At 67.3% G+C, this 20502-nt stretch carries 18 protein-coding genes and 2 pseudogenes; 5 read left to right on the top strand and 15 right to left on the bottom strand.

The annotated features are described in order from the left end of the window. Positions 1-2: 2 nt before the first annotated feature. From DM816_RS10560 to DM816_RS10520, 9 genes and pseudogenes are all read right to left on the bottom strand, one after another. Positions 3-1250, bottom strand: a pseudogene (locus DM816_RS10560) (NAD(P)/FAD-dependent oxidoreductase); the annotation flags it as partial. Between the two features lie 172 nt (positions 1251-1422). Next, on the bottom strand, positions 1423-1956 hold the full coding sequence (locus DM816_RS10555; protein ID WP_117209974.1) for a hypothetical protein: 534 nt from the start codon (positions 1954-1956) through the stop codon (positions 1423-1425). Further along, on the bottom strand, positions 1953-3299 hold the full coding sequence (locus DM816_RS10550) for a DUF58 domain-containing protein (protein ID WP_425455233.1): 1347 nt from the start codon (positions 3297-3299) through the stop codon (positions 1953-1955). The genes DM816_RS10555 and DM816_RS10550 overlap by 4 nt, the downstream gene beginning before the upstream one ends. A 40-nt stretch (positions 3300-3339) precedes the next feature. Beyond that, positions 3340-4368, bottom strand: a complete 1029-nt coding sequence (locus tag DM816_RS10545) for an AAA family ATPase (protein ID WP_117209972.1) — start codon at positions 4366-4368, stop codon at positions 3340-3342. Beyond that, the gene (locus DM816_RS10540) at positions 4365-4937 is read right to left on the bottom strand and encodes a hypothetical protein (RefSeq protein WP_117209971.1); all 573 of its coding nucleotides are present in this window, start codon (positions 4935-4937) and stop codon (positions 4365-4367) included. Before DM816_RS10540 ends, DM816_RS10545 begins: the two co-directional genes overlap by 4 nt. Beyond that, positions 4930-5613 carry a DUF4129 domain-containing protein gene (locus DM816_RS10535; RefSeq protein ID WP_425455232.1) on the bottom strand — a complete coding sequence of 228 codons (684 nt, stop codon included), beginning with the start codon at positions 5611-5613 and terminating at the stop codon, positions 4930-4932. Before DM816_RS10535 ends, DM816_RS10540 begins: the two co-directional genes overlap by 8 nt. A gap of 126 nt (positions 5614-5739) precedes the next feature. Next, the gene (locus DM816_RS10530) at positions 5740-6462 is read right to left on the bottom strand and encodes a uracil-DNA glycosylase (RefSeq protein WP_170318803.1); all 723 of its coding nucleotides are present in this window, start codon (positions 6460-6462) and stop codon (positions 5740-5742) included. Further along, positions 6423-7106, bottom strand: a complete 684-nt coding sequence (locus DM816_RS10525) for a dienelactone hydrolase family protein (RefSeq protein ID WP_117209969.1) — start codon at positions 7104-7106, stop codon at positions 6423-6425. Before DM816_RS10525 ends, DM816_RS10530 begins: the two co-directional genes overlap by 40 nt. 110 nt (positions 7107-7216) lie before the next feature. Next, a complete protein-coding gene (locus DM816_RS10520) occupies positions 7217-7570 on the bottom strand; it encodes an LppU/SCO3897 family protein (protein ID WP_117209968.1) in 354 nt (117 codons plus the stop codon). A gap of 33 nt (positions 7571-7603) precedes the next feature. Between DM816_RS10520 and DM816_RS10515 the strand changes: the two genes are divergently transcribed. Together DM816_RS10515 and mltG are read left to right on the top strand one after the other, a co-directional pair. Continuing rightward, on the top strand, positions 7604-8491 hold the full coding sequence (locus DM816_RS10515) for a Ppx/GppA phosphatase family protein (protein WP_117209967.1): 888 nt from the start codon (positions 7604-7606) through the stop codon (positions 8489-8491). A gap of 34 nt (positions 8492-8525) precedes the next feature. Next, positions 8526-9773 carry an endolytic transglycosylase MltG gene (mltG, locus tag DM816_RS10510; protein ID WP_117209966.1) on the top strand — a complete coding sequence of 416 codons (1248 nt, stop codon included), beginning with the start codon at positions 8526-8528 and terminating at the stop codon, positions 9771-9773. A gap of 9 nt (positions 9774-9782) precedes the next feature. Here mltG and DM816_RS10505 read toward each other — a convergent pair whose 3' ends face one another. From DM816_RS10505 to DM816_RS10485, 5 genes are read right to left on the bottom strand one after another with little or no spacing between them, the layout of a single operon-like run. Further along, positions 9783-10628: a carbohydrate ABC transporter permease gene (locus tag DM816_RS10505; RefSeq protein WP_117209965.1), complete on the bottom strand. Its 846-nt coding sequence runs from the start codon at positions 10626-10628 to the stop codon at positions 9783-9785. Between the two features lie 17 nt (positions 10629-10645). Then, positions 10646-11647: an ABC transporter ATP-binding protein gene (locus tag DM816_RS10500; RefSeq protein ID WP_117209964.1), complete on the bottom strand. Its 1002-nt coding sequence runs from the start codon at positions 11645-11647 to the stop codon at positions 10646-10648. Then, on the bottom strand, positions 11647-12954 hold the full coding sequence (locus DM816_RS10495; protein WP_246001826.1) for an ABC transporter substrate-binding protein: 1308 nt from the start codon (positions 12952-12954) through the stop codon (positions 11647-11649). The genes DM816_RS10500 and DM816_RS10495 overlap by 1 nt, the downstream gene beginning before the upstream one ends. Further along, entirely contained in the window at positions 12951-13772 is an 822-nt protein-coding gene (locus DM816_RS10490) for a carbohydrate ABC transporter permease (RefSeq protein WP_117209995.1), read from the bottom strand. Before DM816_RS10490 ends, DM816_RS10495 begins: the two co-directional genes overlap by 4 nt. After that, positions 13760-16585, bottom strand: coding sequence for a WD40/YVTN/BNR-like repeat-containing protein (locus tag DM816_RS10485; RefSeq protein ID WP_117209994.1), 2826 nt, complete (start codon positions 16583-16585; stop codon positions 13760-13762). The genes DM816_RS10490 and DM816_RS10485 overlap by 13 nt, the downstream gene beginning before the upstream one ends. Positions 16586-16868: 283 nt before the next feature. Here DM816_RS10485 and DM816_RS10480 point away from each other — a divergent pair, with 283 nt between their 5' ends. The 3 genes from DM816_RS10480 (at position 16869) to DM816_RS10470 (ending at position 20301) form a co-directional block, all read left to right on the top strand. After that, positions 16869-19610, top strand: coding sequence for an AfsR/SARP family transcriptional regulator (locus tag DM816_RS10480; RefSeq protein ID WP_117209963.1), 2742 nt, complete (start codon positions 16869-16871; stop codon positions 19608-19610). Between the two features lie 18 nt (positions 19611-19628). Beyond that, a complete protein-coding gene (locus tag DM816_RS10475; RefSeq protein ID WP_162907322.1) occupies positions 19629-19865 on the top strand; it encodes a winged helix-turn-helix domain-containing protein in 237 nt (78 codons plus the stop codon). Between the two features lie 67 nt (positions 19866-19932). Next, positions 19933-20301, top strand: coding sequence for a BTAD domain-containing putative transcriptional regulator (locus tag DM816_RS10470; protein ID WP_162907321.1), 369 nt, complete (start codon positions 19933-19935; stop codon positions 20299-20301). On the opposite strand, the pseudogene DM816_RS42400 reads toward DM816_RS10470, so the two are convergent. After that, positions 20298-20502 (bottom strand): annotated as a pseudogene (locus DM816_RS42400) (hypothetical protein); the annotation flags it as partial. The gene DM816_RS10470 and the pseudogene DM816_RS42400 overlap by 4 nt on opposite strands.

Here is a 20502-nt window from a genome sequence, read left to right as displayed (position 1 = left end):
TTGGGCGTGCTCGCCTCCTTGATGGGCTCGAACGGCTCGTGCAGCTCGCCCAGCGCCACGACTTCGCGCTTGAGGAACAACGCCAGCGTCCAGTCGGCGATGACCCGGACCTTGCGGTTGAGCGACGGGATGCGGCTCATGTGGTAGCTGCGGTGCAGAAACCAGGCCAGCCAGCCTTTGACCTTGAACCCGTAGATGTGCGCGACGCCCTGGTGCAGCCCGAGGCTGGCCACCGAGCCCACGTATTTGTGCCGGTATGCCCGGATGCCCTTGCCCCGCAGGGTCGCGACGATGTTGTCGGCCAACAGTCTCGCCTGCCGCACCGCATGCTGGGCGTTGGGCGCGCACATCTCCCCCGCCGCCGCCGTCAGATCGGGCACGGCCGCGCAGTCGCCCGCACTCCACGCGCCCGGGATCGGCACGTTGCCGTCGCGGACCACGCGCAGCGCCGCGTCGCAGACGATCCCGCCCCGGGCGTTGGTCGGCAGGTCGGTCGCGAGCGTCAGCGGGTGCGGCTTGACGCCCGCCGTCCACACGATTGTGTCGGCGCCGAACTGCTCACCGTCGGAAAGCTTGACCCAACCGTCCACACACGACTGCAGCAGCGTGCCCAGGCGCACATCGATGTTGCGCTTGACGAGCTGCTCCACCGTGTAGGCGCCCATCTCGGGGCCGACCTCCGGCAGGATGCGCTGCGTCGCCTCGACCAGCACCCAGCGCATGTCGTCGGGCTGGAGCTCGGGGTAATACTTCATCGCGTCGCGGGCCATGTCTTCCATCTCGCCCAGCGCCTCGACGCCCGCGAAGCCGGCGCCGACAACGACGAACGTCAACGCCCGCTTGCGGGTCTCGGGGTCCGTCGTCGTTGCCGCGATGTCGAGCCGCTCCAGCACCTGGTTGCGCAGGAAGATCGCTTCACCGATGGTCTTGAAGCCGACGGCGTGCTCGGCGAGACCCGGGATGGGCAGCGTGCGAGAGATGCTGCCGGGAGCGACAACAATATGATCATATGGTACCTCGCGGGCCGGCCCGACCATCGGCTGCACGTGCGCGATGCGGCGCTCGTGCTCGATCCGCGTCACCGCGCCATTGATCACTTTGCAGCCGCGCAGCTCGCGGCGCAACGGCACGACGGTGTGCCGGGGCGAGATGTTGCCGGCCGCCGCCTCGGGAAGGAACGGCTGATAGGTCATGTGCGGCTGCGGGTCGACGACCGTCACCTCGGCCTCGCCGGAGCGCAGCTTGCGCATCAGGCGCACCGCAACATATAGACCAACGTGCCCGGCTCCCACGATGAGAATCCGGGGCTGTGTCCGTTGAGTGGTCACGCCCTCAACGTACCCCCGACGGCCCGGGTCAAGCTTGAACGACCCCTGTGATCCGTATCAGCGATCGGCATCACTTCCCGGCGCTGAGCAGGGCCTATCCCCTGCGCCGGGCGAGCAGTGCGATTAATGCGACCACGATCCCCAGCCCGGCGAACAGCGCCACCACCGACGTCGTCTGCCCGGCCATCGGGGCGAACAGCACCACGACCGCCGTCACCACACCAGCCGCAGCCAGCACGAACACCGACCGGGCCGCCCATCTCACCACGACCTGCGCATCAACGACTGAGTCGTAGGGCAGCACGGCGGCGAAAGCGGCCGCCGAATGGGTCAGATACAGCGCGGCGCCGGTCATGAACGTGTGCACCGGTTCGGCGGCCTGCCCGACCATGAGCGTGGACACCACCCACAGCGCGACGATCGCGAGCATGACCCCATCGACCACGCGGGTGCCGGGGATGAGCGCGGGCACGAGCGCGACAACGACAAGCAAGAGCGCCACACGCAGGGAGGCCACCGGCGAGGGCACGGCCAGCCACAGGCCCAGCCACGCGGCCGCGAACACGATCCCGCGCAGCACCAACGGCACCGCCGTCACGCGGGCAAGCCGGTTGACCCATGCCGTCATCGCCGTGCACCCACCTTCGGCGCCGTCGCCATGCGGGCCACATCGCGCAGGACCGCGTCGAGGCTGCCCGCACCCGCCCACGCGACCACCGGCACGCCGTGCTCCCGCAGCTGGCCGATCGTGTTCTCGCGCTCCAAACGCCACAGTCTAAACGCGACATCACCAAAGTTGCTCGATGCCTTGGGCGGCTCGACTTCGGGCGGAAGCGTATCCACCGCAACGACAAACCGGCCCGCCCGGGCCAGCCCGGCGAGCATGCCCGCCGATCGCGCGTCAAGCAACGGCGTGAGCACGACCACCAGCGCGTCGGCCGAGATGCCGGCGGCCAGTTGCGCCCCGGCCCGCTCGCGCGCCACCGGCGACGGGTCCACGTCGAGCAGCCACTCCAGCACGGTCAGGTATTGCCGCCGGCCGCTGGCCGGGCGCAGTTTGCGCGCAAAGGCTCCGTACTCGATCAGCGAAACCCGGTCGCCCAAATGCAGGTAATGCTCCGCGATCGCCGCGCTCGCCCGCACCGCCCGGTCGAGCACCGACGCCGCGCCCGTGATCCCCTCCGACCGCCCGGCGTCCGCCAGCAAATCGATCAGGATCACCACCTCGGCGTCGCGATCGGACAGTGTGGCCGCCACGTGCAACCGCTCCGTCCGCAGCGACACGCGCCAATCGATGCGGCGCAGCCGGTCGCCGGGCGCGAACTGGCGCACGCCCGCGAGCTCGCCTCCTTGACCGGGCCGCCGGGAGCGGTGCTGGCCAACGAGCCCGGCCGCGCGCGGCATCGCCTCGTCGGCCTCGAACGGGTCGGTCATCGGGTAGACCCGCACGCCGAGTGCCCCGGTCACGACCGCTTTGCTGCGCAGCAGGCCGTCGGCCGCCACCGCATAGGCCGATGCCGGGCCGAGCGTCTGCCTGCCCCACCGGATCGCCGGCCCGCTCAGCTCCACCGCGGTGGCCATCCCGCGCGCCACCGATGTCGCATGTGGACGGTCGCCGTCGGCCAGTTTCAGCCAGGGAGAATGTTGTACCTGCAAGACAGTCAGGTCATAACCCACCCGATCGCGGTTTTCGACCTCGACCGTCGCGCCCATGTCGCCGCCCTCCACGGGCAGGGTCTCGACGGTCGACAGTCGCAGACCCGGTGTCCCCGAAGGGCGCCGCCCCAGTCCAAACGCGACACTCAGCGCGAGCGGGGCCGCCAGCACCACGAGGTCGGCCCGGCCGAGCAGGACCGCGATCAGCAACACCAGCCCGCAGATGAGCACGGCCCGCCCGAAAGCGCGGGTCGGCACCCACTGCTCCTCCTCCACCGCCTGCACGGCGTCGGCCGGCGGCACGGCAGGCCTCAATCCCACACCGGCCCCCGGCGCATCGGACCGACGGCGGGTGTCAGCGCCACGTCAGCTCTTCGGCGCGGTCGTCGGCGGGGCGCGGGCGGCCGGGCAGCGAGCCGCTGGCCGGGGTGGGCGTCGCGGCCAGCACGTCGTTGACGACGGTCGCCGGATCGACGCGCTTGAGCCACATCTCCGGCCGCAGCGTGATCCGGTGCGCCAGCGCGGGCAGCGCCACGGCCTTCACATCCTCAGGGATGACGTAATCGCGCCCGGCCATGACGGCGCGCGCCCGCGACAGCAGGAGCAGCGCGAGCGACCCGCGCGGCGAGGCGCCGACGAGCACGGCATGGTGGTCTCGGGTGGCGGCCGTGAGCGTGACCAGGTACCGGCTGATGCTTTCCTCGACCTCGATCTCCTCCAGCCCAGTCTGCATGCGTAGCAGCGTCTTCGGATCGACGACCGGCTCCAGCTCGCTCTCCTCGCGCTTGCGCGCCATGCGCCGCCGCAACACCACGAGCTCCTCGTCGAGCTCCGGATAGCCGAACGAAACACGCAGCAGGAACCGGTCGAGCTGGGCCTCGGGCAGCGGATAGGTGCCCTCGTATTCGATCGGGTTGGCCGTGGCCAGCACATGGAACGGCGGCTCCAGCCGGTAGGTGACGCCCTCGACCGAAACCTGCTTCTCCTGCATGGCCTCAAGCAGCGCCGACTGGGTCTTGGGCGGCGTGCGGTTGATCTCGTCGGCCAGCAGCAGATTGGTGAAGATGGGCCCGGCCCGGAAGGTGAAGTCGTGGGTGCGCTGGTCATAGAGGAACGATCCGGTGACGTCGGCCGGAAGCAGGTCGGGGGTGAACTGCAGGCGCCGGAAGTCCAGGCCGAGCGCCTGCGCGAAGGAACGCGCGGTCAGTGTCTTGCCCAGTCCCGGCAGGTCTTCGAGCAGCACGTGCCCGCCGGCGAGTATGCCCGCGAGCACCAGCTCCAGCGACTCCCGCTTGCCCACCACGACTGTCCCCACGCGATCGAGCACCTGTTGCGACAGCTTGCCGATCTCATCGGCGGCCATCGGCATAATCTTCTTGGTCATAGCTTCTCCAGCGCGGTGACGATCTGATCTAACTCGCGGGGTTGGGGCGGCCGACGGCTCGGCGTCGTCACGAAGGTCCACAGTGGATCGCCGAGGATGGCGCGGGCGCGCTGCGGATCGCCGGCCCGGGTGATGCCGTGGCGCTGACGCAGGCGCTCGTCGACGACCTCGGCGATGCGCGGCAGCACCTTGCGGTTGAAGCGCGCGGCATCGGTGTGGCTCCAATCCATCATCGTGTCCCAGCGGGCGATGGCCTGAGCCACGCCGTCGGGGGCGCTCGTCTTGTCCGCGTGGTAACGCCCGGCCTGGCGGGAGGCAAGCGGTGGCCGCAGGGCGGCGCCCATGCGCCACACCGCGATCACGGCCATGGACGCGGCGAACAGGAACGGCAGCGGCGCGGTCAACTCGGCCATCCGCAGCCCGACGAAGGCCAGCACGGCCAGCACCGAGGAGGTCGCGAGCAGGCTCAGCCAGCGGATGTAACGCGGCCGCCCCGGCCCTGGGCCACGCGGGGCATCGGGGTCGGGATCGCTGTTGAACAGATCATCGATGGATGTGCGCTCACTCATGCACAACCTCCATCTCCGTCAGCTCGCTGCGCAACCGCCACAGCGCGGTGCGAGCCTGCTCGCGCATGCCCTCATCGACCCGATGGCGCGTCGCGTACCGGGCCACACGATAGACGTCGGCAAATCCAGTGAGCACGGTGCCGCTGAGCCGATGGCCGGTGAGCAGCCGCAACACCAGGTCGGTCGCGGTGTCGCCGGGCAGCCGGGGCGTGCCCGCAGCCGCCGCGGCGCGCTCAAGCCGGACCCAGCAGGCGATGACCGCCCGGCGCGGGTCGGAATCGGCCTCATCGAGTTCGAGCAGGCCGGCGTCGAGGGCCGCGACGACCTCGGCGTCCACTGAGGACGGGGGCGCCTGCACGGGCGGCTTGCGGATCGCCCGCCGCCGGAAGCGCGACCCGAGCTTCAGGTTGGACGCGATCGCCACGGCGACGATCACCACGACCGCGGCCAGGATCAACCCGAGCACGGCGAACACCAACCACCCCGGGACCTCCAGATCGGATCCGCTGTCGGGCCTGGGCTGCAGGCTCGCCCGCCCTCCGCTCTCAGGCGGCTTGCCGGGCTCACCGATGCCCAGCTTGGCCTCGAACAGGGGAAGCTGCGCCATCGACGTGGTGGCTCCTGCGGCGGCCAGGAGCGCGGCCACGGCCAGAAATGGCCACCAGCGACGCAACACACGCAAAGCATAAGGGTCGCAGGAGGCCTGGCGGGCGCGAGAGGAGTCCGCGCGGCCCCGGCGGCAGGCCACGGCCGGCGGGAGGCCGAGGCGAGACGCCCGCGGCCAGGCGCTGATACCCCGTGTCTACCGCGCCAACCGCTTGGCCTCCATGAAGATCGCATCGAGCATGTCCGGGGTGAGCCGGCCGGTGAAGGTGTTCTGCTGGGAGACGTGGTACGAGCCGAGCAGCGCGGGCAGGTCGGTCCCGGTCCACAGGGCACCGTGCCCGAAGGCGGGCCGCGGGCGGGGCGGGGCGACGCCATAGACCCGGGCCGCGACCGGCCACCACGCCGCCCACGCGAACGCGCCCAGCGCCACGACCACCCGCACGGTGGGCCGCAACAGGGCCACCTCCTGCTCCAGCCAGAACGAGCAGGTCTCGCGCTCCTGCGGGGTCGGCTTGTTGTCGGGCGGCGCGCACCGCACCGACGCCGCGAGCCGCACGCCCGTCACCCGCAGACCGTCGTCAATGGACACGCTCAGCGCCTGGTTGGCCAGGCCGACCCGGTGCAGCGAGGCGAAAAGCACGTCGCCGCTGCGGTCGCCGGTGAAGATGCGCCCGGTGCGGTTGCCGCCGTGCGCGGCCGGCGCGAGCCCGAGGATTAGGATGCGCGCCTTTTCGTCGCCGAACCCGGGCACGGGCCGGCCCCAGTATTCCTGGTCGCGAAAGGCGGCCCGCTTTTCCCGCGCCACCTGTTCCCGCCAGGCCACGAGCCTCGGGCAGGCCCGGCACTCCGAGATCTCGGCGTCGAGATCCGCAAGCTCGGTCACAGATGAGTGCGGAAGACTTCCAGCGTGCGTGCCCACGCCTTGACACTAGCGTCGGCGTCGTAGACCTCGGGCCGGTCGTCGTTGAAGAACGCGTGCTTGGTGCCGGGATAGTCGTAGGTGACGACCTTGCCGCCGGCGTCGGCGATGCCCCGCGACGCCTGCTGCACTCCCGGGTGAACGCCCGCCAGACCGTCTTCCTCGCAGCAGTGGATCACGCCGATCTTGCCGTCGTAGTTCCCCCACTCGGGCGACATCCGCTCCCAGGGCACGGCCGGGTAGAACCCGACGGCCGCGACGATGCGCGGGCTCAGCGTGGCGGACCACAGGGCGAGGCTGCCGCCCATGCAGAAGCCAACCACTCCGATCTTGCCGCTGGTCTCCTCGCGGGCGGCGAGATAGTCGGCGGCACCGGCGATGTCCTTGGCCGCCTGATCCATGGCCAGGCCCATCATGAGCTTGCCGGCCTGGTCCGGCTCCGTGGTGGCGACGCCGTGATAGAGATCGGGGGCCAGGGCGACGAACCCGGCCTCGGCATAGCGATCCACGATGCCTTTGATGTGGGGCACGAGCCCCCACCACTCCTGGATCACGATCACGGCCGGCCCGCTGCCGGTGCGGGGCAGTGCGAGGTATCCCTGGCTGGTCCCGCCGTTGCTGGCGTAGCTCACGAGCTCACCCACGCTGGTCCTCCTGACGGTCAGTCATCGTTGGCTGGTCGCACAGTGATGGCGTTCCGGGTAGCCAACCACACCAATCCGCGCCGAGGAAAGCCAAAGCGGCGTGGCGTTGGTTACGACTTTGGGATCTTCGCCAGGCACAACACCTGTCCCCTGGTCGCGGGCGTGTCCGCGCCCTCCCACAGGAACAGGAAGCTGTCTGCGGCGCCGAATTCCTGGCACACCTGGTTGACCTCCGCCCGGGTCTTCCCCTCCACCACGCCGACCACTTTATGCGCGGCCCCGGGTGCCGCGCAATCGACAAGCTTCATTGTCTCAGCCTCCGGGTTGGGCCCCACACAGCTGCCGACCGCGGGCTTCGCGGTTTCCCCCTCGACAAACCCGAATTTGAGGTACGCCGCGACGGCGCCCACCACCAACACGCCCACCACCACCAACGCGATCTCGACGCCGATGCGCAGTTTCACGGCGAGATTCTGTCAGACACTACTGTGTGAGTCGTGACCGACGGACCAGTTGCGGCGATCGACTGTGGCACGAACTCCATCCGCCTGCTCATCACGGACGGCAAGCGCGACATCGCGCGCCTGATGCGCATCGTCCGGCTCGGGCAGGGCGTGGACCGCACCGGGCGGCTCGATCCCGCGGCGATCGAGCGAACCCGCGCCGCACTGTCCGAATATGCCCGGCTCATCGACGAGCACGCCATAACGAAGGTGCGCATGGTCGCCACCAGCGCCACGCGCGATGCCGCCAACGCCGGCGACTTTCACGACATGGTCCGCGCGACGCTCGGCCATCCCGCCGAGGTGATCAGCGGGCGGGAGGAGGCCGCGCTGTCGTTCTCCGGCGCGGTGGCCGGGCTCCCGCCCGACGACTACCTCGTGGTCGACATCGGCGGCGGTTCGACCGAGTTCGTGCGCGACGCCGACCGGTCGATCAGCGTCGACATCGGCTGCGTCCGTATGACCGAGCGCCACCTGCACAGCGATCCGCCGACCGAGGCCGAGCTGAGCGCGGCCACCGAGGACATAGCTGCCGGCGTGCGGCGCGGACTGTCCCATGTGGATGGCAACGCGCATCGGCTGGTCGGCCTTGCGGGCTCGGTCACGACGGTGGCGGCCATCGCGCTCGGCCTACCCGAATACGATCCGGAGCGGGTGCATCACAGTGTGCTGACATCCACCGCGGTTGAGGAGGTCACGGCGCAGTTGTCCACATTGGACCATGCCGGGCGGGCCGCGATCCCGGTAATCCATCCCGGCAGGGTGGACGTCATCGTCGCGGGCTCGCTCGTGCTCCGCGAAATCCTCCGCCAGACCGGATTTTCCGAGGTCATCGTGTCGGAACACGACATCCTGGACGGCATCGCGGCCTCTCTCAGCTAGGCATTTCCGCCCACTGCCGTTAGGCTCGGTGCCGATGAACAACGACCTGGACCTGCCCTTCTACGACAATTCCGGCGAAATTTACGACCGGCGCCAGGAGCGTCGGCGGCGCCACGGAGTGTCGTCGTCAGGGCCTGCCAAGAAGAAGAAAAAGAAGAAGAAACGCGGCCGAAGCGGACTCGCTCTGGTGCTGACCTTCGTCATGCTGCTCTGCCTAGGCGGCGGCATCTTCTTCGCCTACCAGAAGCTCGCCGACAAGTTCATCGTCCCTGACTACGCGGGCGAGGGCACCGGCGAGGTCGAGGTCACCATCCCGGCCGGGGCCAACGGCGCCGACATGGCCGAGGTGCTCGTGGCGGCCGACGTCATCAAGAGCGAGAAGGCGTTCACCACCGCCTTCTCCGAAAACACAGAAGCCAAGTCGATCCAGCCCGGCACCTACAAGCTGCGCAAGCAGATGAGCGGCGCGGCTGCGGTCCTTCTCCTGCTCGATCCCAAGAGCCGCATAGCCAAGGGGATCACCATCCGGGAGGGGCTGAGCAGCTTCGCGATCTTCAAGCTCCTCGCCGAGAAGCTCAAGATCCCCGAGGAAGACTTCAAGAAGGCGGCTCAGGACCCGGTCAAGCTGGGCGTGCCCGAGTCGTGGTTCACCCGCAAAGACAAGAAGCCGGTGCAGAAGTCCATCGAGGGCTTCCTGTTCCCCGACACCTATGAGTTCGACGCGAAGGTGACCGCCGAGGGCGCGCTCAAGGCGATGGTGAAGCGGTTCCTCGACGTCGCGGCGCAGATAAAGTTCGTCGAGCGGGTCACGGCCGAGCGCAAAGAGGTCTCGCCCTGGGAGGCGCTGATCATCGCCTCGCTCTCGCAGGCCGAGGTGCGCCACGCGGTCGATCTGGGCAAGGTGGCCAGGGTCTCCTACAACCGGTTGTTCAAGGGCAGCCCGCACCTCGCGTGCAAGTGCCTGCAATACGACGTGACCGTCAACTACTGGTTCGAGCTCAACGGCCTGCCGACCAAGACCTCCGCCCAGATGACGGAGTCCGAGCTCAAAGACCCGAGGAACCCCTACAACCGCGATGTCGTCGGGCTCGTGCCCACGCCCATCAACAACCCGGGCAAGGCGGCGCTCGAGGCCGCGATGGCCCCGCCGGCCGGCGACTGGATCTTCTTCGTGGCGGTGGACCAGGCCGGCACGACCAAGTTCTCGTCCACCAAGACTGGGTTCTGTGCGGACAAGCGGGAGGCCGTGAAGAACGGCGTGCTCACCGACGACGACTGCTGAGCCCTTGTCCTACAGGCGCGCTCTGCGCAGCAGGCGTACCTGTAGGAGCACGGCGACCACGGTCAGGGCCAGCATCACGAGCGTCGCCGCAGCGGCGAAGCCGTAGCGCAGATACTCGAAAGCGTTGCGGTACACGAAAAGCGAGAGATATGTGGTGGCGTAGGGCGGCGGGCCCCCGTTGGTCACGACGAGCGCGGGCGTGAACGACAGCTGGAAGCTCATGATGGTGTCGCGCACCAGCAGCAGCCCGAGCGCGGGAGCCATCAGAGGCAACGTGATCCGACGGAAGATGTCCCACCCGGTCGCGTCCTCGATCGCGGCCAGTTCGTAAACGTCACGGGGCAACGCCTGCCGCGCCGCGACCAGGATGACGAACATCTCGCCGACCGTGAACAGACTCATGATGATGATCCCGGCCCGCGCGTCGTTGGGCAGCGTCAGCCACGCGGGCGGGGTGCGGCCCAGCAGCGCGGACGGCCCGGCCAGCAGCTGGTTGATCGGCCCGTGCACCGGGTTGAACAGCCACAGCCACAGCAGACCGTATGCGATCTCGGGCACGGCCGCGGGCAGGGCGGCTGCCGTGCGCGCGGACCCGACAAACCACGATCGCCGGTGCAGCAGCAGAGCCAGTCCGAGGGCGATCAGCAACCGCAGCGGCACGGCAATGGCCGCGAACCACAGCGAATTGCCCAGTGCCATGCGGAAGATGGGGTCGTCGAACAGTTCTGTGAAGTTGGCCCAGCCCACCCACACCGGCGGGTTGATGAGGTCGTATTCGGTGAACGCCAGCACCACCGTGACCGCGAACGGCACGAGCACCAGCGCGACCAATCCAAACACATAGGGCGCCAGCATCAGCCAAGGACTGCGCTTCATGTTCTGCGGCCCGTGGCGGCGTCGAACAGGTGCACGTCCTCGCGCCGCACGCCGACCCGGATCGCCGCGCCAATCCGGGGTTTTTCGGAGGTGCGCACCCGCGCCACCACCGGACTCCCGCTCACGCTGAGGTAGACGTAGCTGTCCTCGCCCACGACATCGACGCGTGTGACCGTGCCGAGCGGGTCGCCGGTGTGTCCTAAAAGGACCGCCTCGGCACGGAACCCGATGAGCCAGCCCGGTTCGGGGAAGAGGTCGCGCGGGCGGACCGGCCCGTCGCCGGGCAGCAGATTCATCGCGGGCGAGCCGACGAACCTGGCAACAAACGTGGTCGCCGGTTGCCGCCAGATCTCCTCGGGCGACCCGATCTGTTCGATCGCGCCGTCGCGCATCACCGCCACCCGGTCGCCCAGCACGAGCGCCTCCGTCTGGTCGTGCGTCACGTGCACCATCGTGCCGCCGGCGCGCTGGTGCAGCGCCTTGATCTCGGCGCGCGTCTCGACCCGCAGCTCGATGTCCAGATTGGACATCGGCTCGTCGAGCAGGAACACGTCCGGCTCGCGCACGAGGGCCCGCGCCAGCGCGACCCGCTGCCGCTCGCCGCCCGACAGCTGCGAGGGCTTGCGCGCCAGCAGTTGTTCGCACCCGACCGACGCGGCCGCGGCCGCGACCCGCTCCCGGATCACGGCGCGTGGCACATCCTTGACGATGAGCCCGAACGCGATGTTGTCGGCGACGCTCAGGTGCGGGAACAACGCGTACGACTGGAACACCATGGAAACGTTGCGCAGCCCCGGGCGAAGCGCGGTGACGTCACGCCCTCCAATGTGGATAGTGCCGCGGGTGACCGGGGCGAGCCCCGCGATCAGGCGCAGCAGCGTGGTCTTGCCCGCGCCGGACGGGCCGAGGACGGTGAGCAGCTCGTCTTCGCCCACCGAAAGGCTGACCCCATTGACACCGTGTGCCGCATGCACATCGGTGAGCGTGATCCCGGCCATTATTGCTGCGCGCGGGCGAAAATCGGCCGCGTCTGTTTGTCGATGTCCGCGATGACGGTGTCCAGCCGGTCGCCGCGGAACATGGCGTTCTCCAGGATGCCGTAGGTCACGTCCTCGATCTCGGGCCAGGTGGAGATGGTCGGCACGCGCCGGATCGTCGGGATCCCGTCGAGGAACACCTGCGCGTTCTTTGGCGTCTTGCCGTCCAGGAAAGCGTCCGATTTGGACGCCTCGATGTGCGAGGGCACGGTCCGCCCGGTCGCCGTGAACATCTTCTGCCCCTCGGCGGACATCGCGTACTCGATGAATCTCCAGGCGGCGTCCTTGTTTTTAGAACCCTTTGTCATGCAGTACGCGTCCGAGTGCAGGATTCCGGCGGGCTTCTTATACACGGGCAGCGCGGCCACGTCCCACTCGAAATCCTTCACCTTGCGCAGCGCCGTCGTGGAGCGGCGGGACGACAGCAGCATGCCCAGGCGCCAGTTGGCGAAGCGCGCCTCGTCGGCCTCCGCCTCGACCTCCTGGTCGGTGGGCGTCACGCCGTAGGCCAGGCGCAGATCGACGAGGTTCTTCAACGCCTCCAGCGCGGCCGGACTGTCCAAAGTGAACCGCGTCGGCTTTTGCTCGCTGTCGAGGATCTCGCCGCCGTTGGACCAGGCAAACGGCGCCAGCCGGATGATGGACGGCTCGATGCCCACGCCGTAGACGCTCGCCTTGGCGGGCGCGCCCTCGCTCTCACCCGACGTGCGCACCGGATTGCCCGCGGCGTCGCGGGTGAGCAGCAGAGCCGTGCCCAGGAAGTCGGTCCACGTCCAGCCGGGCTTCGGCTCCGGTACACCATATTTGGCAAAAAGGGTTTTGTTGTAATAGACCACGAGACTCGACACGTTTTGCGGGAGGCACAGCTGCCTGCCCTGCCACTGGAACGCCTCCATCGCCACCGGGTAGTAGTCACCGGCCTTGATGACGCTCGATGCGGTCAGGCGATCGGCCAGCGGCTCCAGCGCGTTCTTCGCGGCGAACTGGCCGTAGAAGCGGTAGTTCATGAGGAACAGGTCCGGCGGCTCGCCGCCCGCGATCGACGTCGACAGCCGAGTGATGAGGTCTTTGCGGTCGCTTGCCTCGACCAGCTGCACGCTCTTGCCCGTCTTGTCCTTGTATGCCTGCATGAGGGTGCGATAGGCAGCGAGTTCGTCAGGGCTGCCGAAGACCATCAGCTTGACCGGCTCGTTGGCCCCGGCCGTGCCGGTCGAACACCCGCCCAGCAGGGCGAGCACTGCCAATGCGGCGATCAGCTTGCGAGTCACTTCAGGAACCTCCGCTGGGCGAGGGCGTAGACGATGATGGCGGGTACCGTCGCGAGCACGGCGCCCGCGAGGAACACGGGGAAGTTGGTCGGGTCGAGGGTGGCCAGGGATCGCAATGCTAACGGAAGCGTGAACAGGTCCCGATCGTAGACAAAGACCAGCGGATCAAGAAAGTTCGACCAGGTCAGCACGAACGACAGGGCCGCGACGGCCGACGTGACCGGGCGCACCTGCGGCATCGCCACGCGCCACCAGGTCTGCGCGGGCGACAGGTCCTCGATCAGGCACGCGTCGTACAGATCCTGCGGCACCGCCCGGAAAGCCAGGTAGAACGCCAAAACGTAGAGCGGCGACGCGCCGACCAGGGCAGGGGCGATCAGGGGCGCCAGCGTGTCGGTCAGGTTCAGCCAGCGGAACATGGCGAACTTGGGCACGAGCAGGGCCGTCGCAGGCACCATGAGCCCGATGACGGATGCGCCGACAACGGCGTTGCGGATGCGGCGCGGAATCTGGGTCAGCGCGAACCCGGCGGCCGACGCGACGAGGACGCTCAGCGGGACAGCGATCGCCGCGACCACAACGGAATTCAGCGTCGCCCGCAACAGGCCGCCCCACTCGAACGCGAGCGCGTAGCCCTCGGTGGACAGCGGATCGGGGATCACGTCGGGCGTCGGCTTGGGCGGCTCACCGGGCCGGTGCAGCGAGCCGGAGAGCAGGAGCAGCAGGGGCGGTGCGAAGACAACCACCACGAACAATGCGCCAAGGGAACGTGCGGAGCCGGCGAACCGGCCCCGCACGTTTGTTGCTAGTTCTTGAATGTCAACCGCCAAGCGCCCAGGCCGTGCGAGGCGGCGTACAGCAGCCGCTCGCCCGGCACGATGGCCAGGCTGGTGATCTCCACGTTGGGCATGCCCGCGGCCGCCTCGGTCCAGGTGCTGGTGCCGGAGGCGAGGCGCAGGACACCGTAGTCGGAGCCCGCGTAGAGGTCACCCGTGACATCGTCGCGCACCAGATCGGTGATCGGCAGATCACCCAGGTCGCCCGACAGGTCGGTCCACGACGACGTGCCCGTGTTGGGGTCGAACACGACCTCGAACACGTGACCCGGCGTGGTGGGGGTGTTCACGTTGAACCCGCTGTAGGACACCCAGGCGCGGTTGCCGTTGGCCGGGTCGACGTAGATGCTGCTGACGAACCGGTTCGGCGCGCCCGCGAAATCGTCGTCGATCCGGGTCCAGTTCACCGTCGCGGCGTCGGCGGCGTCCACGTTGTTCGTGATGAACAGGCGGCCCGTCGTCGTCGCGGCCCACGCCGAGGTGGTGTTGGCCTTGGTCCGCTCGATCGCGGCCACGGCACCACCCGCGCGGGTGCCCCAGAACGGGGCGGTCAGCCGGTTCGGCCCCAGCTCGACCCAGTCACCACACACGTCCTCGAAGGTACCGGTCCAGGTGTTGCAGATCCGGTTGGCCTCCTCCAGCGTGCGGTTGCCCAGGCCCGCGGTCTTGGTGCGGTACACCGTGCGGCCCGTGCCGGCGAACATCGTCTTCGACACCACCGGGTCGCTGATCACCGGCGTGTAGAACTGGGTGCCCGCGTGCCCGGCGATCGGGTCCGCGATGTAGATCCAGCTCTCCAGGTCGCCGTTGGCGAAGCTGACCTCGGTGTTGGCGTCGAAGAAGTTGTGGTACCGGAAATTCGGGTCCACGGCGTCGAACCCGGCCCAGCCGCCGTCACCGATCATCGTGTTGTTCCACGTGGCGGTGTTGTTGGTGCCGCTGTTCTGCCACGTGCCGTTGTCCTGCGTGCCGCCCGTCAGCAGCTTGGAGTTGTGCGGGCTGACCGACATGTGGATGAACTGCAGCGTGGTCAGGCCCTTGTTCACACTCTCCAGTTTGGACGGGATCGCCGACAGCATCTGGCGGCAACGGTCCAGCGCGGCGCCCGTGAGCGGGCCCCGGTTCGGGTCGTCGCACCAGGCCGAACGGTTCACCAGCTGGCCGCTGGAACGCATCACGCCACCATCGTTGGCCTCGAAGAACTGGAACGGGTTGTTCGGGTTCGTCACGAGGGCGTGCTGGTCGGGGTGCAAACCGTTGGGGTGCAGCTGGTCCGTGCCGTCAAACGTCATGTCGGTGCTCGTCACACCGGCGTCCGTCGACAGCACGACGCCACGCTTGTTGGCGATGCCCTCGCCGTAGACGTAGGCGCCACCGGAGTAGACCATGTCCGGGTAGCCCTCGGGCGTGTGCACGAACAGGTCGTACCAACCCTGACCGCCGGCGATGTTGAACGTGCCAAAGCCGGGGTCGGCCACGTTGGAGCTGGTCAGGTCCGCAAACGTCGGCGTGCCGGAAGCCACGTCGTCGCTACGGAAAAGGCGGGAGTACGGGTTGCCCGTGTTGCCCTCGTGCACATACATACGGGTCTTGCCGTTGGGCAGCAAGGTCACGTCAAACGCCGGACGGGTCGTGATCACGGCCGCGTTGAGCGACGGCTTGATCTGCGTCCAGGTCGCGCCGGAGTCCGACGAGCGCCAGATGCCACGGGCATAGGAGCCGGCGTACACGATGTTCTGGTTGGCCGGGTCGAGCTCGAGGTGCCGCACGCCGCGAGGCGAGCAGGCGGCGAGGTTCTGGAACTCGGGCAGGCTTCCCGTGCAGTCGGCCGCGTTCGCCGTTCCGTTGTGGATGAACGACCACGTCGCGCCGCCGTCGGTGGTCTTGTACAGACCCCACTTCTGCGCGTCGGGGACGGGCCGCGTGATGCCGGAGCAGCAGACTGCCGACATGCCGGCGAGCGCCGTCGTAGTACCCACATAAATGGTCTTCTTGTCGCCCTTCTTGACGACAATCTCGCCGATGCCCTTGCCGCCCAGCTCGGCCTTGCCGATCGGGCCGGACCAGCTGATGCCACCATTGGTCGACTTGTAGAGGCCGACACCGTGGACGCAACCCGAGGCACAAACGTTGGCCTCGCCGGTGCCGACGTAGATCGTCAGACCGAGCGGGTCGTTCGGGTCAATCGTGACCTTGCCGGCCGCGTTGATTTCAAACGGCCCACCAAGGTAGGACCACTGAGGCGTGTTGGCCCGGATGTTCCACGTGCGCCACACGCCGCCGCCTGCGGGGGTGATCCAGGCGGGACAGAGGATGGCGATGCAGAACTTGCTGATGGCAATCGACGTGGTCCGTCCACCCGCGACATACTCGTTGGGCACGTAGTTGTACGCGTTGCGGAAGTCCTCGAACGGGTAGACGGCGTTGCTCGGGCCAACATTGACCCACTCGCCCTTCTTGCCCTTGCCGGCCGGGAACGGTCGGCTGAACGCCCGGATGGCGTCGTTCTTGGCCCGTTCGACCTGAGCGAGAGAGACGGTGTCAGCCGGATACGCCCGCTCCAAGAACTCAAACTCTTCTGCGGAAGCGGGACCATTGGGCGCCATGCCATCGCTGCCAGGCACGCTTTGGCGTAGCTTGGCGAGGTGTTGCCCCAGGGCGGACGGCATCTCGCCGCCGCTCGGAGCCGCGGTCGGAGTCGCCGATCCTGAGAAGGATAAGGCCACGACGGCGGCTGCTGCCACGAGCAGACCGCTGACGGACCCCGCCAGGATTTGGCGACGTCTACGCGTCATGTACATGTAAGCGTTCCTCCCCTTACAGACACTGATGCATCAAGGAGGATTCCAGACCGTTTGAAATCTGTATAGTGGCCTAACGTTCGACGCCAAGTCGTCCTCTGCCTGCGGCCTACCGGGGTAAGCATCAGAATTACCCGGCCCTCATCATTAGTTGCAGACCAGGTTTGCTAGGTAAATCCAGCAAGCCGTGTGGCCAGCACGCCGCGTCGGCAAGCGATAGCCTTGCCGTTCTGGAGTTAGGTCGCGAACTCGAACCTTTCGATATAAATGGGGGACCATGTACTTTCGCGTGCTTGGACCGCTCTCGATCGGGCGGGACGGTTCGACCCAGGCATTAAACGCGCCGATGATTCGACGACTGCTCGCCATGCTTCTCAGCCGAGCAAACAGATATGTCACCATAGATGAGTTGGTTCTTGCGCTCTGGGGCGACAATGCACCGCCCAGTGCCCGAAAGACGTTGCAGGTCTATGTTCGCCGGCTCCGCAGCGCGCTTGATGATTCGCGAGTCCAACGCAATCCAAGCGGATATGGCGTTATGGTTCGCGAGGACGAACTGGATGCAACCCTCTTCGCGCGGCTGGTCGCGCAGGCCACCGCAACCGATGCCAAGCGAGCATCCATGCTTCTGGAACGTGCTCTCGATTTATGGCGCGGCGATGCCTACGAAGATGTGCGAGAGAGCCTGCCGATCGCCAATGAGGCCCGGCGCCTCGATGAGGAGAGGCTGCGAGTCCAAACGTGGCACGCGCGCCTTCAGCTGGAGCTAGGAAGGCATGCTGAGCTGATACCCCACCTGACGAAGCTTATTGACGAACACCCTTATCAGGAGGATCTGCGCGGTCATCTCATGGTTGCCCTCTATCGATCCGGTCGGCGAGCGGACGCTCTAGACCTCTTCCGGATGACGCGAAGGTTATTCAGGGAGGAGCTGGGGGTCGAGCCGACACCTGAACTCCAACGTCTGCACGAGTCGATCCTACAAGCTGGTGTTGCGCAAGCCCCAGCCCAGCCAGTCACACCGGACATTCCACGGCAGCTGCCCCGGGATCTCGCCGGTTTCACCGGGCGCGCCGACCAGCTACGGATGCTCGATGCGACGCTGCCGAGCCTGACTCCGACCGTTATCACCGCTATTGCAGGCTCGGCGGGCGTGGGAAAGACCGCACTTGCGGTTCACTGGGCGCACAAGGTCGCCGACAGGTTCCCGGACGGACAACTCTATGTGAACCTTCGCGGTTTCGACGCCGTGGGCACCCCCATGTCGCCGTCGGAGGCCCTCCGGCGCTTTTTGGATGCCCTTGGTGCTACGCCGACTCGTATCCCAACTGATCTAGAAGCACAGACGGCCCTCTATCGGAGTCTCGTTGCCGACAAGCGAATCCTGTTGGTACTGGATAACGCGCAAAGCGCGGAGCAGGTCCGACCCTTGCTGCCCGGCAGCGCAAGCTGCCTGGTCCTCGTGACCAGCAGGAATCGCCTGGCAGGCCTTGTCGTCACGACGGGTGCGCGGCCGTTGTTTCTTGACGTGCTCGCCCCAGAAGAGTCGCGTGAGTTCCTTGCGGCTCGGGTCGGAAAACATCGGGTGAGTGTCGAGCGGGAGGCCGTGGAAGAGATAATCGCTCGTTGCGCCTCGCTTCCCCTCGCATTGGCGATAGCTGCGGCACAGGCCACCCTCAACCCGGAGCAACCCTTGGCAGTCCTCGCGGAGCAACTGCGCAGCGCATACAATGCACTCGACGCCTTCGGCAGTGTGGACGATCAGCTAACCGACCTTCGGGCGGTGTTCTCCTGGTCCGTGTTGCAACTGAGTCCCGCAACGGCAAGGCTGTTCCAGCTCCTCGGTGCACATCCGGGTCCCGATATCAGCGCGGCTGCGGTGGCAAGTCTCGCAGGCCTCTCCTCGGAGGCAGCACAGCTGCTCCTCACCGAGCTAGTCGATGCCCACCTTCTCTCGGAGCACTCGCCCGACAGGTACATGTTCCATGACCTGCTTCGGGCGTACGCGAGCGAGTTGCAGCTCGCCCACGCCGCCGAAGTCGACACGGCTTTGCAGCGTTTGCTCGATCATTATCTGCACACCGCCTACGGGGCCAATCGCCTTCTTGAGCCGATGCGCAATCCAATCAGCTTGGATTCACCTGTGCCGGGCGTAATGCCCGAGGATCTGACCGGAGCAGGTGCGGCGATGGGTTGGCTGACCGCCGAACATCACGTCCTCACTGCAATGATCAGGTATTCGGCGAAAGCGGGATTTGCAGTTCACACATGGAAGTTGGCCTGGTGCTTGTCCACCTTCCTCGACTGGCAAGGACATTGGACAGATCTCACCGAAGTTCATGAGCTCTCGTTAGACGTGACAAAGGCATCGGCTGATCCAGAAGGTGTCGCCTATGCCCATCATGGGCTCGCCCGCGCGCATGTGAGTCTAGGTCACTTTGACAACGCTGAGACCCACCTGCGACTTGCTCTCCAACTACGAAGCGATATCGGCGACATCATCGGGCAGGCGAACGCCCATATGGCGCTTTGTCTGGTCAAGCATCGTCAAGATCGCATACCTGACGCGCTCACTCACTCACAAGAGGCCTACGTTCTTTTCAAGCAAGCCAACCACAAGGTCGGGCAGGCAGCTGCCCTGAACTCGCTCGGCTGGTTCCATGTGCAGGCCGGCGACTACGAACGTGGACTGGCCTATGCCGAACGTGCGCTGTCGGTCTTCCAGGAACTTGGCGATCGCCAGGCGCAAGCCGACGTGTGGCACAGCATCGGTTACGCGCGACGCGGTAACGGGCAGCTACGGAAGGCCATCGAGTGTTTTCGGAATGCTGCCGGGCTCTACTTCAGCATCGGCCACCGTTATCACGAGGCTGGCGCACTCAATCAGCTGGGAGACACCCTTCGCCGCAATAACGACGAGAAGGCGGCTCGGAAGGCCTGGCGGCGGGCGCTTGGCATCCTTTCGGACCTTGGCCACCCAGACGCCGAGGAGGTGCGATCCAAACTAGGTGATCAATAGCACCGAAATGCGCCAGCGGTGTTTGCGTATAGTGGCGTCGATATAACCCTCTTCCGCGTGCTGGGCCTGCAGGCCGTCGATCGGTCGCCGGCGCTGCGGGCGCCGATGGAGCTGCGGCTGCTGGCCGCGTTGCTGTGCCGGCCGAATGTGGTTGTGCCGGTGGAGGATCTGATTGCCGCGCTGTGGGGTGAGCAGAAGCCGCCGAGGGCCCGCAAGGCGTTGCAGGTTATGTGCGGCGGCTGCGGGTCGCGCTAGAACACGAAAACCGAATCGTGCACGAGGGCAACGGCTACCGCATTGGCATGACGGCGAACTCGATTCGGTGGAGTTCGCCCGGCTGGTCCGGCACGGCCGACTGGCAGAGGCACTGGGGCTGTGGCGGGGCACGGCGTGTGAGGATGTCAGGGAGCACTCGCCGGTCGCCACTGAGGCCCGCAGACTGGACGAGGAGCGGCTCGGGGTCGAGGTCATGCGACCGTGCCGCGTCAGCTGCCGCCCGACACCCCCGGTTTCGTCGGACGCAGCCATCGCTACTACGAAACGGTCACGCTCGACCATCTCGCCGACGCCCCACCCCGCGGTGGGCAATACCGGCCAGGCCCGCGAGGCACCTCGGTCGGCCTTGGCCATCCTCACCGAGCTGGACCACCCGGATGCCGAAGGGATCCGCTCCAAATTGGACGGACGCTAGGCCGCCTCGGCAGGTGTTGGCTCGGAGCCGTTGGAGGAGGACACAACCTGGGGGTATTCGCCGGTTTCGCTTCCGCGCGCGGCCGCCGCCATGACCGCCGCCGCGGCCAGCTGGGCCACCCGCTCGGCCTCGCGCTGCACCCGCGCCCGCACCTGCACGGCGTGCCGCTCGGCCTGCTCGGCCGCAGCCTTGGCCTGCTCC

Source organism: Allorhizocola rhizosphaerae (genome assembly GCF_003426775.1).
In the GTDB taxonomy this organism is placed as follows: domain Bacteria; phylum Actinomycetota; class Actinomycetes; order Mycobacteriales; family Micromonosporaceae; genus Allorhizocola; species Allorhizocola rhizosphaerae.
Note: the sequence above shows the minus strand (reverse complement) of the source record. Positions and strands in the feature narration are given on the sequence as shown.

Coding starts and splice junctions, on each gene's coding strand:
- DM816_RS10555 (WP_117209974.1), bottom strand. CDS start 1,956: ATGACGGCATGGGTCAACCGGCTTGCCCGCGTGACGGCGGTGCCGTTG.
- DM816_RS10545 (WP_117209972.1), bottom strand. CDS start 4,368: ATGACCAAGAAGATTATGCCGATGGCCGCCGATGAGATCGGCAAGCTG.
- DM816_RS10540 (WP_117209971.1), bottom strand. CDS start 4,937: ATGAGTGAGCGCACATCCATCGATGATCTGTTCAACAGCGATCCCGAC.
- mltG (WP_117209966.1), top strand. CDS start 8,526: ATGAACAACGACCTGGACCTGCCCTTCTACGACAATTCCGGCGAAATT.
- DM816_RS10505 (WP_117209965.1), bottom strand. CDS start 10,628: ATGCTGGCGCCCTATGTGTTTGGATTGGTCGCGCTGGTGCTCGTGCCG.
- DM816_RS10500 (WP_117209964.1), bottom strand. CDS start 11,647: ATGGCCGGGATCACGCTCACCGATGTGCATGCGGCACACGGTGTCAAT.
- DM816_RS10485 (WP_117209994.1), bottom strand. CDS start 16,585: ATGACGCGTAGACGTCGCCAAATCCTGGCGGGGTCCGTCAGCGGTCTG.
- DM816_RS10480 (WP_117209963.1), top strand. CDS start 16,869: ATGTACTTTCGCGTGCTTGGACCGCTCTCGATCGGGCGGGACGGTTCG.